Below are 12,813 nucleotides of genomic sequence, written 5' to 3' on the forward strand. Positions count from 1 at the left end.
GCCGACGCCGCCTGGTCCGTACCCAGCTACCTCCTCTCCGGGATGATCATCTGGGGCGGGGTGGGGTGGCTGCTGTCCGAATGGACGGGGCAGACCTGGCTGACCCTGGTCGGCGTGGTCCTGGGCGTCGGGCTCGCCATCTACCTGGTCTACGTGAAGTACGGTCGCCACTCCCTCTGAGCGGCCCCGCCGCCGAGGAAGCCTTCGTGAAACATCACCACATTGATGAAGGGAACGCCGCGTGAACGCGCTGACGGTCCTCGCCGCCTCCGGTGAGGGGGAGTTCCAGGCTCCGGGGACGGAGCTGTTCGACTTCCCGCCCCTCTTCGCCGGCGGCCCCGCCTGGCTCACCAAGCCCGTCGTCTTCGCGGTCTTCGGCGCACTGGTCGTCTGCGTCGTGTTCTGGATGGCGTTCGCCAAGCCGAAGCTGGTGCCCAGGGGCATGCAGAACATCGGCGAGGTCGGCTACATGTTCGTGCGGGACGAGATCGCCCGCCCGTTCCTCGGCCGCAACACCGAGCGGTGGATGCCGCTGCTCATGTCGCTGTTCTTCCTGATCTGGGTCTGGAACATCTTCTCGGTCATCCCGATCATCCAGTTCCCGATCGCCTCGCACATCGCGTTCCCGGCCGTCCTGGCGATCTTCGTCTACTGCATCAAGGTGTACCTGGGCATCAAGCACCAGGGCCCGGTGAAGTACTTCACGAACATGATCCCCAAGGGCCTGCCGCTGCCCGTCTACTTCCTGCTGGTGCCGATCGAGTACCTCTCGACCTTCATCATCGCCCCCTTCACCCACGCGGTGCGGCTCTTCGCCAACATGTTCGCCGGGCACATGATCCTCGCGTTCTTCAGCCTCGTCGGCTTCTGGTTCCTGTTCGAGAAGCCCACGGCGCTCGGGTTCGGGGTCGGCATCATCGGCGTGCTCGTCACCATCCTGCTGACCGTGTTCGAGTTGCTGATCCAGTTCCTGCAGGCGTTCCTGTTCGCGATGCTCGCCGCCATGTACATCCAGAGCGGCCTGCACGCGGACCATTAAGCCCGGGCCCGCGGTGCCCCGGCACGGGGGCCCAGCAAGACAACCTCGACAAGCCAGACCGGCGGAGACTCCGCCGGCCGACAGAAAAGGAAAGAACCCATGACGGGAGTCCTCGCCGAAGTCAATGGCAACGTCACCTCGATCGGCTATGGCCTCGCGGCCATCGGCCCGGGCATCGGCATCGGCATCATCTTCGGTCAGGGCGTGAACGCGATCGCCCGTCAGCCGGAGCTGACCGGCGTGATCCGCACCAACATGATGCTCGGCTTCGTCCTCACCGAGGCGCTGGCGCTGATCGGCCTGGTCGCGCCGTTCATCTTCCAGGGCATCTGAGCACGGGTCCCAGCTGAGGAAGGGCTGCAGACATGATCGGAGCAGCTTCCGTCCTTGCGGCGGAGGAGAACAACCCTCTCGTCCCGCACGCCTACGAGCTCGTAGTCGGCATCTTCGCGTTCCTCGTCGTGATGATCGTCCTTGGCAAGATCCTCACTCCGCGGCTGCAGGAGACGCTGGAGAAGAGGACCGAGGCGATCGAGGGCGGGCTCGAGCGGGCCGAGCAGGCGCAGAAGGAGGCCCAGCAGGTCCTCGACCAGTACAAGGCGCAGCAGAAGGCGGCCGCGGTCGAGGCCTCCAACGAGCGCCGCAAGGCCGAGGAGCAGGGCGCGCAGATCATCGCCCAGGCCAAGGAGCAGGCCCAGGTCGAGGCGCGCCGGATCGTCGACAACGCCAAGGCGCAGATCGAGGCGGAGCGGCAGCAGGCGCTGCAGTCGCTGCGGGCCGAGATCGGCGCCATGTCGGTCGAGCTGGCCGGACGTGTCGTGGGCGAGTCCCTTGAGGACGACGCGCGGCAGAGCCGGGTCGTCGACCGGTTCCTCGAAGAACTCGAGGAGCGCGCTCGCACGCAGGAGCAGATCACATCATGACCATCACGGGAGCGGTGAGCAGGGCGTCGCTGGCCGAGGCCAAGGAGCGGCTGGAGGCGGTCATCCCGTCCTCCGACCTGGCCGAGCTCGGCGGCGACCTGTTCGCGGTGCTGCACCTGATCGACCGCGAGCACGGCCTGCGGCGGGCGGTCTCCGACCCGTCGCGGGACGGTGCCGACAAGGCGCAGCTCGTCCAGATCCTGCTGGAGGGCAAGGTGTCGCCGGCCGCTCTCGGGCTGGTCGCCGACGTCGTCCGGCTGCGCTGGTCCAAGCCGTCGGAGCTGTCGGACGCGGTGGAGGTCCTCGCGGTCACCGCCGAGGCCGCCCGCGCCGAGGCCGACCGCCGTATCGACGACCTGGAGGACGAGCTCTTCCGGTTCTCCCGGGTCATCGAGGGCGAGGCCGAGCTGCGCGGCGCCCTGGCCGGGCCGGGGCTGCCGGCCGAGCGCAAGCTCGGGCTGGTCCAGGCGCTGCTGGAGGGCAAGGTCACGGCGTCGACGCTGACGCTGGTCACCGAGCTGGTGCTGCGTCCGCGAGGACGTAGCCTGGAAGGCGGGCTGGCCGAGTACGGCAAGCTCGTCGCCCAGCGCCGGCAGCGGCTGGTCGCGCTGGTGCGCTCGCCCGCCGCGCTGTCGGAGGCGCAGCGGACCCGGCTCGCCGCGGTCCTCGCCGCCGCCTACGGGCACGAAGTACATCTGAACATCGAACTCGACCCCACGGCGATCGGCGGACTGTCGATCGAGATCGGGGACGAGGTCATCGACGGCACGATCGCCGGACGGCTGGACGATGTCCGCCGGCGGCTCGGCGCCGGCTGAGGCCGGCGTGGCCGACCGCCGACCGGCGGAGCCGACCCCAAAGGGAGCAAGAGAGGAATCATGGCGGAGCTGACGATCCGTCCGGACGAGATCCGGAACGCGCTGGAGCGCTTCGTCCAGTCGTACGAGCCTGAGGCCGCCGCGCGCGAAGAGGTCGGCACCGTTGTCGATTCCGGCGACGGCATCGCCCACATCGAGGGCCTTCCCTCCGCGATGGCGAACGAACTCGTCGAGTTCGAGGACGGTACCCGTGGCCTGGCTCTGAACCTGGACGTGCGTGAGATCGGCGCCGTTGTCCTGGGTGACTTCAGCAAGATCGAGGAGGGCCAGAAGGCCCGCCGGACCGGTGAGGTCCTCTCGGTCCCCGTCGGCGACGGCTTCCTCGGCCGCGTCGTGGACGCGCTGGGCAACCCGCTGGACGGCAAGGGCCCGATCGAGAGCACCGAGCGCCGCGCGCTCGAACTGCAGGCCCCCTCGGTCGTGCAGCGGCAGTCGGTGAGCGAGCCGCTGCAGACCGGCATCAAGGCCATCGACGCGATGACGCCGATCGGCCGCGGCCAGCGGCAGCTGATCATCGGTGACCGGCAGACGGGCAAGACGACCGTCTGCGTGGACACGATCATCAACCAGAAGGAGAACTGGGAGTCCGGCGACGAGAAGAAGCAGGTCCGCTGCGTCTACGTCGCGATCGGGCAGAAGGGCTCCACGATCGCGAACGTGCGCCGCTCCCTGGAGGAGGCCGGCGCGCTGGAGTACACCACGATCGTGGCGGCGCCCGCGTCCGAGCCGGCGGGCTACAAGTACATCGCCCCCTACACCGGGTCCGCGATCGGGCAGCACTGGATGTACCAGGGCAAGCACGTCCTGATCGTGTTCGACGACCTGTCGAAGCAGGCCGAGGCGTACCGCGCGGTGTCGCTGCTGCTGCGCCGCCCGCCGGGCCGCGAGGCCTACCCCGGCGACGTGTTCTACCTGCACTCGCGGCTGCTGGAGCGCTGCGCGAAGCTGTCGGACGACATGGGCGCCGGTTCGATGACGGGTCTGCCGATCATCGAGACCAAGGGCAACGACGTGTCGGCCTACATCCCGACGAACGTCATCTCCATCACCGACGGGCAGTGCTTCCTGGAGTCGGACCTGTTCAACCAGGGCGTCCGGCCGGCGATCAACGTCGGCATCTCGGTGTCCCGGGTCGGCGGCGACGCGCAGATCAAGGCGATGAAGACGGTCGCCGGAACGCTGCGCCTGGCGCTGTCGCAGTTCCGCGACCTGGAGGCGTTCGCGGCGTTCGCGTCCGACCTGGACGCCGCCTCGCGTTCCCAGCTGGACCGCGGTGCGCGCCTGGTCGAGCTGCTGAAGCAGCCGCAGGGCAGCCCGTTCCCGGTCGAGCAGGAGGTCGTGTCCGTGTGGGCGGGGACGTCCGGCGAGCTGGACGACGTGCCCGTCGCCGACATCCGCCGCTTCGAGCGCGAGTTCCTCGACTACATGGAGCGGGAGGAGAGCGGCATGCTCACCTCCATCCGGGAGACCGGCAAGCTCTCCGACGACGGCCTCACCAGCCTCAAGAACGCCATCACGGAGTTCAAGAAGGGCTTCCAGACCAGCGAGGGCGAGATCCTCGCGGACGAGCCCGTCGAGGCGATCGCGGACGAGGACGTCGAGCAGGAGACGATCACCCGCACCGTCAAGAAGGTCTGACGGCAATGGCCGCACAGCTTCGTCAACTCCGGCAGCGGATCAAGTCGGTCAAGTCGACCGCCAAGATCACGCGCGCCCAGGAGATGATCGCCACGTCGCGGATCGTCAAGGCCCAGCAGGCGGTGGCGGCGTCCAAGCCGTACGCCGACCAGATCACGCAGGCCCTGACCGCGCTGGTGAGTCATCACGTCGGGATCGACCATCCGCTGCTGCAGGAGCAGCCGACCGACACCCGCAGCGCGGTCCTGATCGTCACGAGCGATCGCGGGTTCTGCGGCGCCTACAACGCCAACGTGATCCGCGAGGCCGAGTCCCTGATCAAGGCGCTGCGGGACGAGGGCCGCGAGCCGGTCCCGTACGTCGTCGGGAACAAGGGCATCACCTGGTACCGGTTCCGGGAGCGGCCCGTCGCGCAGACCTGGCACGGGTTCAGCGACCGGCCGGCCTTCGCGAACGCGGAGGAGATCGGGCGGCGGCTGACCGAGGACTTCCTGAAGACCGACGCGGAGGGCGGTGTCGGTGAGATCCACGTGGTCTACACCGAGTTCGTCTCGATGCTGACCCAGGCGGTCCGGGTCACCCGGCTGATGCCGCTGGAGATCGAGGAGGCCGAGTCCTCCAAGGTCCCGCCGGCGTACGAGTTCGAGCCGTCCCCGGCGGCCGCGCTCGACCTGATGCTGCCGAACTACATCGAGAGCCGCATCTTCCACATGCTGCTGCAGTCGGCGGCGTCCTTCCAGGCGTCGGTCCGGCGGGCGATGAAGTCGGCGACCGACAATGCCAACGAACTGCTCGAGGTCTACACGCGCCAGATGAACCAGGCGCGGCAGGCCGCGATCACCCAGGAAATCAGCGAGATCGTCGGTGGCGCTGACGCGCTCGCCGAGTCTGGCGGGGAGTGATAATGACTGCTCAGGTAGAGACGGCGACCGCGACCGGGCGCGTCGCTCGTGTCATCGGCCCGGTCGTCGACGTGGAGTTCCCCGCCGACGCCATTCCGGAGATCTACAACGCCCTCCACGCGGAGGTCTCGCTGGGCGGCGACGAGAAGACCCTGACGTTCGAGGTCGCGCAGCACCTCGGCGACAACATGATCAGGGCGATCTCCATGCAGCCGACGGACGGCCTGGTCCGCGGGGCGCCGGTGGTCGACACCGGCAAGTCCATCGCGGTCCCGGTCGGCGACATCACCAAGGGCCACGTGTGGAACGCCCTCGGCGAGGCGCTGGACGTCCCGACCGCGTCCCTCGAGGTCAACGAGCGCTGGGGCATTCACCGGCGCGCTCCCGCCTTCGACCAGCTCGAGTCCAAGACGGAGATGCTGGAGACCGGCATCAAGGTCATCGACCTGCTGTGCCCGTACGTCCAGGGCGGCAAGATCGGCCTGTTCGGCGGCGCGGGCGTGGGCAAGACGGTGCTCATCCAGGAGATGATCCGCCGTGTCGCCCGCAACTTCGGCGGCACCTCGGTGTTCGCCGGCGTCGGCGAGCGCACCCGTGAGGGCAACGACCTCTGGGTGGAGATGGCCGAGGCGGACGTCCTCAAGGACACCGCGATGGTGTTCGGCCAGATGGACGAGCCGCCGGGCACCCGGCTGCGGGTGGCGCTGTCCGCGCTGACGATGGCGGAGTACTTCCGCGACGTGCAGAACCAGGACGTGCTGCTGTTCATCGACAACATCTTCCGGTTCACGCAGGCCGGCTCGGAGGTCTCCACGCTGCTCGGCCGCATGCCGTCCGCGGTGGGGTACCAGCCGACGCTGGCCGACGAGATGGGTGTGCTGCAGGAGCGGATCACCTCGACGCGCGGTAACTCGATCACCTCGATGCAGGCGATCTACGTGCCCGCCGACGACATCACCGACCCGGCGCCGCACACCACGTTCGCGCACCTGGACGCCACCACGACCCTGTCGCGCGGCATCTCCGAGAAGGGCATCTTCCCGGCGGTCGACCCGCTCGACTCCACGTCGCGGATCATGGACCCGCTGATCCTGGGGAACGAGCACTACTCGGTCGCGCAGGAGGTGAAGCGGATCCTGCAGAAGTACAAGGAGCTGCAGGACATCATCGCCATCCTCGGCATCGACGAGCTGTCCGAGGAGGACAAGGTCACCGTCCAGCGGGCGCGGCGCATCGAGCGTTTCCTGTCGCACCCGATGTACGTGGCCGAGCAGTTCACCGGCCAGCCCGGCGAGACGGTGCCGAAGGACGAGACGATCTCCTCGTTCAAGGCGATCGCGGAGGGCAAGTACGACCACCTGCCCGAGCAGGCGTTCTTCATGTGCGGTGGCATCGAGGACGTCGAGAAGAAGGCCAAGGAGCTGGAGAAGTAGTCCGCTCCGGCGGGGCCGTCCCTTCGGGGGGCGGCCCCGCTCCAGTAGTCGGAGGAACAGACGTGGCAACCCTGAAGGTCGGGCTGGTCTCGCCGGAGCGCGAGATCTGGTCCGGCGAGGCGAAGATGGTGGTCGCCCAGACCATCGAGGGCTCGCTCGGCATCCTGCCGGGCCATGCCCCCGTGCTCGGCGTCCTCCTCGATGGCAGCGTGGTGAAGATCGAGCCCGCCGACGGCGGCGAGCCGATCAGGGCGATGGTCGGCAGCGGCTTCTTCTCCATCGCCGCCGACGAGGTGTCGGTCCTGGCCGAGCAGGCCGAGCTGGGCGACGAGATCGACGTTCAGGAGGCCAGGCGGGCGCTGGATGACGCGCTCGCGGCCGAGAACGAGGACGCGACGCCGGAGCGGCGTGCCCGGGCGCGGCTGCGCGCCGCGGGCATCGAAGCCTAGGCGCCGGCCGCGGCGGCATCGACGGACGGCGGGGGATTTGGGCGAGCACCTGGCACTGGATGCGGGCGGGGTGCTCGCCGTGCTCGTTCTGGTGGCGGCGCTGCTGTACGTCTCCATGGCGGTGCGCCGCCGGCTGTTCGCGCGGGGAGGCGGCACCGTTGAGTGCAGCCTGCGGGAGCTGCCCCGGGAGGGCGGAGCCCCGGGAGTGTGGAGGCTGGGCATCGGCCGCTACAAGGGCGACGCCCTGCACTGGCACCGCGTGTTCGAGTTCCGCAGCAGGCCCCGGCAGGTGATTCACCGCCGGGGCCTCGTCGTGTCCAACCGCCGCGACCCGGACCCGGAGGAGGCCGGTGGGCTGCTGCCGGACGTGAGCATCATCGAGGTCAGGGACGGTGACCTGACCGTGGAACTGGCGATGGGCGCGGAGGCGCTGACGGGTTTCCTGGCCTGGCTGGAGGCGGCCCCGCCGGGTTTCCCGGTGGACCTTCGCCCCCCGGAATGACCGGGACCGCGATCGGCGGGCGCCGCGATCGGCGGGCGCTCCGCAATCAACGGGTAAGGCGCCGGTATCGAATCGGCCGCAGGCGCCGCGCCGCCCTTTGAGGCGTGCGGGGCGGGGACCAGGATCGCCACTGGTCCGCTTCGTCTCCGTCCGCAGGAGTGCACGTGCGCCTGTCCAAGCAAAAGCTGCTCACCGGCGCCGCGGTGGCGCTGCCCGCCGCCTTTCTGCCCGCGGCCTTCCTCCCGTCGGCGCTGCCCGCCGCGGATGCCGCGCCGGCGCGTCCCGACTTGGCGAAGCTGGTCACGCTGAAGGACGTCGAGGCGCATCTGAAGGCGTTCCAGGAGATCGCCGACTACAACGGCGGTCACCGCGCGGCGGGCGGCCCCGGTTATGACGTTTCGGTGAAGTACGTCGTCCGGCGGCTGAAGAGGGCCGGTTTCCGGCCGAAGGTGCAGAAGTTCACGTACCCGTACTGGCGGGAGAGGTCCGGCGCGGTGCTGGCCCGGACGGCGCCGTCCAAGAAGTCCTACAAGCGGGGCCGCGACTTCGTCACGCTCGCCTACTCGGGTTCCGGTGACGTGACCGCGCCCGTGATCGCCGTCGACGTCCCGGCGAAGGGCAAGGAGGGGACGAGCGGCTGCGAGAAGCGGGACTTCAAGGGCTTCAAGAAGGGGTCGGTCGCGCTCATCCAGCGCGGGGCCTGCACGTTCGAGAGCAAGGCCGCCAAGGCCAGGGCCGCCGGAGCGTCCGCCGTGGTGATCTACAACAAGCCAGGGGAGAAGGGCCCGGTGCACGGCACCGTCGGCAAGCCGGCAAAGATCCCGGTCGTCGGCCCCACCCGCAAACTGGGTGTCGCGCTGGTGAAGGCTGCGAAGAAGGGCGGGCTGAAGCTGCGCGTGAAGACCGACACCGTCCACGGGAAGCGGTCGTCGTCCAACGTCATCGCCGACACCGCGCGGGGGCGGGCCGACAACGTGGTGTTGCTTGGCGCGCACCTCGACAGCGTCCCGGACGGTCCCGGGATCAACGACAACGGCACCGGTGCCGCCGCGCTCCTCGCGATCGCCGCCGAGATCAAGGAACTCGGCAAGAAGGGCCTGCGCAACCGGGTTCGTTTCGCCTGGTGGGGCGCCGAGGAGGAGGGCCTGCGCGGTTCCACCCACTATGTTGAGTCGTTGCCGGACGCGAAGCGCGACGCGATCGCCCTGAACCTCAACTTCGACATGCTCGGTTCACGCAACGGCACCCGCGGCGTCTACGACGGCGACCACTCCACCGGCGCCGGCACCCGGGCGCCCGCCGGGTCGGGCGCGATCGAGAAGATGTTCCGGGACTACTTCAAGGCCCGCAAGCTGCCGACGACGGAGAGCGATTTCAACGGGCGGTCCGACTACGGCCCGTTCGTCGAGCACGGCATCCCGGCCGGCGGCATGGACACCGGCGCCGACGGCGTCAAGACCGCCGCGGAGGCCAAGGCGTTCGGCGGCAAGGCCGGCAAGGTGTACGACCCGTGCTACCACGCGAAGTGCGACCGCGTGAAGAACGTGCACCTGAAACTCCTCGACACCAACGTCGACGGCATCGCGCACGTCACCCAGCACCTGGCCCGCACGACCGTCGCCGTCAACGGCGGGGCGCGGCTGCCCCTGCTCCGCGAACCGTCGTACCGGCCCGTCTGGCGGGGCCCTTACCAGCTCCGCTGATCGGACGGGGTGACGGTGACGCTGCCGTCCCTGGTGTCCAGCCTGATACGGCGCGGGGAGGCGGAGTCCTGGTGCACGGCGGGGTCGATCTGCTTACCGCCATTGTCGGTGGACGCGGTGATGGCGTAGCTCTGGGAGACCGGGAGCCAGACCCGGATGGAGCCGTTCTGGCTGCTGGCCCGGACGTTCGCGGGAGCCGAGACGAAACCGAGCCGGACGCCGCCGTCGCGTGTCCTGGCGGTGACGCGCTCGGCCGTCAGCCCCATGGCGTCGATGGAGCCGTTCTGGGTGTCCAGGTCGGCGGTCTTCACGCTGCCGCTGAGGCGGATGGCCCCGTCGCGGGAGCGGGCCGTCAGCCGGTCGGCGGTGAGGCCCGTCGCGGCGACCGAGCCGTTCTGGCTGGACAGGTCGGCGGTGGCGGCCCGTCCGGAGACGCGGATCGACCCGTCGTTGGAGCTGAGGGACGCCGAGGTCGCGCGCATGTCGCTGACCTCGATCGACCCGTTGTCGCTGTGCATCTTCACCGTTCCGGCGAGACCGGACGCGACGATCGACCCGTTGTTGTTGTCGACCTCCACGGGGATGTCGCGCGGAATCTCGACCCGGTAGGAGACTCCGCAGGCGGTGACGCCCATCGTGGCCCTGGCGCACTTGGCCGACAGGGTGAGCGTGTCGCCCGCGGTGGCGTGCTCGACCTTCGGCTTGTTGTTGTCGTTGGACCAGCGCAGCCGCTCGCTGACCTTGATGGCGCCGGTGTCGGAGGCCGTGACCTGCACCCGGCTGCCGTCCCCCTTGATCTTCAGCGCGGCGATCCCGGCGGGCGCGGTGTAGGAGCGGGTCTCCTCGTGCGTGCCGAAACTCAGGTTCCCGCAGCCGGTCACCGCCGCCGCCGCGACCGCCAGCATGGCCGTAGCCGTCAGGGTCCTCACGTGGTCTCTCCCGTTGTCGCCGTCCGCCCGTACTGGACCAAGCCTGCACTGGCCGCGGCGCCGTCACCAGGAGGGGAACCGGTCTCCGGAGGGTGGGGTTAGCCCCACCCCCCGGCCTGTCAGCGTTCCCCGCCGGGCTTCCACAGAACGTCGCCGTGCTCGGCGTTGGCGACGCGGCACAGGATGAACAGCAGGTCGGACAGCCGGTTGAGGTACTTGGCGGTCAGCGGGTTCACGCCGCCCTCCACCGCGTCCGGGTCGCCCTCGGCGGCGGTGCCGTGGGCCTCGACGGCCGCCCAGGCCGTGCGTTCGGCGCGCCGGGAGACCGTCCGGGCCACGTGCAGCAGCGCCGCCCCCGGAGATCCGCCGGGGAGGATGAAGCTGCGCAGCACCGGCAGGCTCTCGTTGTGCTCGTCGCAGGCCGCCTCCAGCCGCTCGATGTAGGACGCCTCGACGCGCAGCGGCGGGTACTGCGGGTTGGGCACGACCGGTGCGCACAGGTCGGCGCCCACGTCGAAAAGGTCGTTCTGGACGCGGGTCAGCAGCGCGACCACGTCCTCGGGCAGGGAGCCGAGCGCGATCGCGGTGCCGATCGCGGCGTTGGCCTCCTCGACGTCCGCGTAGGCGGCGAGCCGCGGATCCGTCTTGCGGGTACGTGACGCGTCGCCGAGCGCGGTGGTGCCGTCGTCGCCCGTCCGAGTGTAGATCCGCGAGAGCACGACCGGGTTGTCCCTGTTCTTCGCCATAGCGAGAACCCTAGCGCCGTCGCACGTCGAAGCCCGTTCGGTAGGGTTTCGGAAAGACTCCCGGAGGCCGCCGTGTACGACTACATCATCGTGGGAGCGGGCAGCGCGGGCTGCGTTCTCGCCGCCCGGCTGACCGAGGACCCCTCGGTGAAGGTCCTGCTGCTGGAGGCGGGCCCGCCCGACGACGCTCCCGAGATCCACATCCCGGCCGCCGTGGCGTCCATGATCAAAGGCCCGTACGACTGGGACTACGCCACCGTCCCGCAGGAGCACGCCGCCGGCCGCAGCGTGTACTGGCCGCGGGGGCGCACGCTCGGCGGCAGCTCGTCCACCAACGCGATGATCTACGTCCGCGGAGCACGGCACGACTACGACACCTGGCGCGACGCTTACGGCTGCGACGGCTGGGGCTACGAGGACCTGCTGCCCTACTTCCTGCGCGCCGAGGACCAGCAGCGCGGCGAGATCCCCTACCACGGCGTCGGCGGCCCCCTCCGCGTGGAGGACCTGCGCTACAAGCACCCGCTGACCCGCGCGTGGGTGCAGTCGGCCAAGGCGTACGGGCTGGCCGCGAACCCCGACTTCAACGGCGCCGACCAGGACGGCGTGGGCTTCTACCAGGTCACCCACAAGCGGGGCCGGCGCTGGTCGACCGCCGCCGGCTACCTGCACCCGATCGAGCACCGCCCGAACCTCACCGTCGTCACCGACGCCCTCGCGACCCGCGTCGTGATCGAGGACGGCCGCGCCACCGGCGTCCGCTACGAGGCACGCGGCGAGACGATGCTGGCGCGCGCCGAGGCCGAGATCATCCTGTCGGGCGGCGCGGTGAACAGCCCGCAGCTCCTGATGCTCTCCGGCGTCGGGCCCGCCGACCACCTGCGCTCCGTCGGCATCGACGTCCTGGTCGACTCCCCGGTCGGGCAGGGGCTCCAGGACCACCCGTTCGTGAACGTCATGTTCGCCACCCCCCGGAACAAGGCCCTGTGGGAACTGGCGAACGCCCGCTCCCTCGCCCTCTACCAGGCCCTGGGACGCGGCCCCTACGCGTCCAACGTCGCCGAGGCGGGCGGGTTCGTCCGAACGGTCGAGGGGCTGCCCGCCCCCGACCTGCAGTACCACGTCCTGCCCACGCCGTTCGTCGACCAGGGGCTCACCGAGACGTCCGAGCGGCTCCTGTCGGTCATGGTCACCGCGATCTCCATCGCCGGCCGGGGCTCACTGACCCTCCGGTCTGCCAGTCCCTATGCCAAGCCGCTGATCGACCCCGCCTACCTCGCGGAGAAGGCCGACCTGGACATCCTGGTCGCGGGCGTCCGCCAGGCCCGCGAGATCGCCGCGTCCGGGCCGCTGGCGTCCCTGGTCGGCGGCGAGTGGGCCCCCGGCGAGCAGGTCGAGTCCGACGAGGCCATCACGGACTTCGTCCGCCGCGAGGTCGCGACGCTGTTCCACCCCACGAGCACCTGCGCGATGGGCGCGGGCGCCGCAGTCTGCGACCCCGAACTGCGCGTCCGCGGCGTCGAGGACCTCCGCGTCGTGGACGCCTCCGTCATGCCGGCGGTCCCGCACGGCAACACCAACGCCCCCACCATCGCGATCGCCGAACGCGCCGCCGACCTCATCCGCGGCCGCACCCCTCTCAAGCCCGCCAACGCCCCGAGGTAGGGAACG

14 protein-coding genes are annotated in these 12,813 nt (G+C 70.0%); 12 read left to right on the forward strand and 2 right to left on the reverse strand.

The genetic code is table 11. The features are described 5' to 3' along the window. The 11 genes from AB0C35_RS34705 to AB0C35_RS34755 form a co-directional block, all read left to right on the forward strand. On the forward strand, positions 1-180 hold a 180-nt coding region (locus AB0C35_RS34705; protein ID WP_358465630.1), incomplete at its 5' end, for an AtpZ/AtpI family protein. 61 nt (positions 181-241) lie between these two features. Next, positions 242-1,039, forward strand: a complete 798-nt coding sequence (gene atpB / locus AB0C35_RS34710) for a F0F1 ATP synthase subunit A (RefSeq protein WP_358465633.1) — start codon at positions 242-244, stop codon at positions 1,037-1,039. A gap of 99 nt (positions 1,040-1,138) precedes the next feature. Further along, positions 1,139-1,372, forward strand: coding sequence for an ATP synthase F0 subunit C (atpE, locus tag AB0C35_RS34715; protein ID WP_358465636.1), 234 nt, complete (start codon positions 1,139-1,141; stop codon positions 1,370-1,372). A 32-nt stretch (positions 1,373-1,404) separates the two neighbouring features. After that, the gene (locus tag AB0C35_RS34720; RefSeq protein WP_358465639.1) at positions 1,405-1,962 is read left to right on the forward strand and encodes a F0F1 ATP synthase subunit B; all 558 of its coding nucleotides are present in this window, start codon (positions 1,405-1,407) and stop codon (positions 1,960-1,962) included. Next, on the forward strand, positions 1,959-2,780 hold the full coding sequence (locus tag AB0C35_RS34725; protein ID WP_358465642.1) for a F0F1 ATP synthase subunit delta: 822 nt from the start codon (positions 1,959-1,961) through the stop codon (positions 2,778-2,780). Before AB0C35_RS34720 ends, AB0C35_RS34725 begins: the two co-directional genes overlap by 4 nt. A gap of 60 nt (positions 2,781-2,840) precedes the next feature. Next, positions 2,841-4,478, forward strand: a complete 1,638-nt coding sequence (atpA, locus tag AB0C35_RS34730; RefSeq protein WP_358465645.1) for a F0F1 ATP synthase subunit alpha — start codon at positions 2,841-2,843, stop codon at positions 4,476-4,478. A 5-nt stretch (positions 4,479-4,483) separates the two neighbouring features. Further along, positions 4,484-5,380 (forward strand): F0F1 ATP synthase subunit gamma, encoded by an 897-nt coding sequence (locus tag AB0C35_RS34735; protein WP_358465648.1) that lies wholly within the window; start codon positions 4,484-4,486, stop codon positions 5,378-5,380. Between the two features lie 2 nt (positions 5,381-5,382). Beyond that, positions 5,383-6,813: a F0F1 ATP synthase subunit beta gene (gene atpD / locus AB0C35_RS34740; protein ID WP_358465651.1), complete on the forward strand. Its 1,431-nt coding sequence runs from the start codon at positions 5,383-5,385 to the stop codon at positions 6,811-6,813. A gap of 62 nt (positions 6,814-6,875) precedes the next feature. Continuing rightward, positions 6,876-7,262 (forward strand): F0F1 ATP synthase subunit epsilon, encoded by a 387-nt coding sequence (locus AB0C35_RS34745; protein ID WP_358465654.1) that lies wholly within the window; start codon positions 6,876-6,878, stop codon positions 7,260-7,262. Between the two features lie 37 nt (positions 7,263-7,299). Next, positions 7,300-7,764, forward strand: a complete 465-nt coding sequence (locus AB0C35_RS34750; RefSeq protein ID WP_358465657.1) for a DUF2550 domain-containing protein — start codon at positions 7,300-7,302, stop codon at positions 7,762-7,764. Positions 7,765-7,928: 164 nt separating this feature from the next. Beyond that, the gene (locus AB0C35_RS34755; RefSeq protein ID WP_358465660.1) at positions 7,929-9,467 is read left to right on the forward strand and encodes a M20/M25/M40 family metallo-hydrolase; all 1,539 of its coding nucleotides are present in this window, start codon (positions 7,929-7,931) and stop codon (positions 9,465-9,467) included. Here the strand turns inward: AB0C35_RS34755 and AB0C35_RS34760 are convergent. Next, positions 9,452-10,396 (reverse strand): DUF4097 family beta strand repeat-containing protein, encoded by a 945-nt coding sequence (locus AB0C35_RS34760; protein WP_358465663.1) that lies wholly within the window; start codon positions 10,394-10,396, stop codon positions 9,452-9,454. The two genes, AB0C35_RS34755 and AB0C35_RS34760, sit on opposite strands and share 16 nt — an antisense overlap. A 119-nt stretch (positions 10,397-10,515) precedes the next feature. Next, on the reverse strand, positions 10,516-11,142 hold the full coding sequence (locus tag AB0C35_RS34765) for a cob(I)yrinic acid a,c-diamide adenosyltransferase (protein WP_358465666.1): 627 nt from the start codon (positions 11,140-11,142) through the stop codon (positions 10,516-10,518). Positions 11,143-11,214: 72 nt separating this feature from the next. Here AB0C35_RS34765 and AB0C35_RS34770 point away from each other — a divergent pair, with 72 nt between their 5' ends. Next, entirely contained in the window at positions 11,215-12,807 is a 1,593-nt protein-coding gene (locus AB0C35_RS34770) for a GMC family oxidoreductase N-terminal domain-containing protein (RefSeq protein ID WP_358465669.1), read from the forward strand. The last annotated feature ends 6 nt before the right edge of the window (positions 12,808-12,813 follow it).

This window comes from Spirillospora sp. NPDC048819 (genome assembly GCF_040650055.1).
Classification (GTDB): Bacteria; Actinomycetota; Actinomycetes; order Streptosporangiales; family Streptosporangiaceae; genus Spirillospora.

What these genes read in the sequence shown, in the direction of transcription:
- atpE (WP_358465636.1), top strand. Translation starts at nt 1,139, where the DNA reads ATGACGGGAGTCCTCGCCGAAGTCAATGGCAACGTCACCTCGATCGGC.
- AB0C35_RS34725 (WP_358465642.1), top strand. Translation starts at nt 1,959, where the DNA reads ATGACCATCACGGGAGCGGTGAGCAGGGCGTCGCTGGCCGAGGCCAAG.
- AB0C35_RS34720 (WP_358465639.1), top strand. Translation starts at nt 1,405, where the DNA reads ATGATCGGAGCAGCTTCCGTCCTTGCGGCGGAGGAGAACAACCCTCTC.
- atpA (WP_358465645.1), top strand. Translation starts at nt 2,841, where the DNA reads ATGGCGGAGCTGACGATCCGTCCGGACGAGATCCGGAACGCGCTGGAG.
- AB0C35_RS34735 (WP_358465648.1), top strand. Translation starts at nt 4,484, where the DNA reads ATGGCCGCACAGCTTCGTCAACTCCGGCAGCGGATCAAGTCGGTCAAG.
- atpD (WP_358465651.1), top strand. Translation starts at nt 5,383, where the DNA reads ATGACTGCTCAGGTAGAGACGGCGACCGCGACCGGGCGCGTCGCTCGT.
- AB0C35_RS34765 (WP_358465666.1), bottom strand. Translation starts at nt 11,142, where the DNA reads ATGGCGAAGAACAGGGACAACCCGGTCGTGCTCTCGCGGATCTACACT.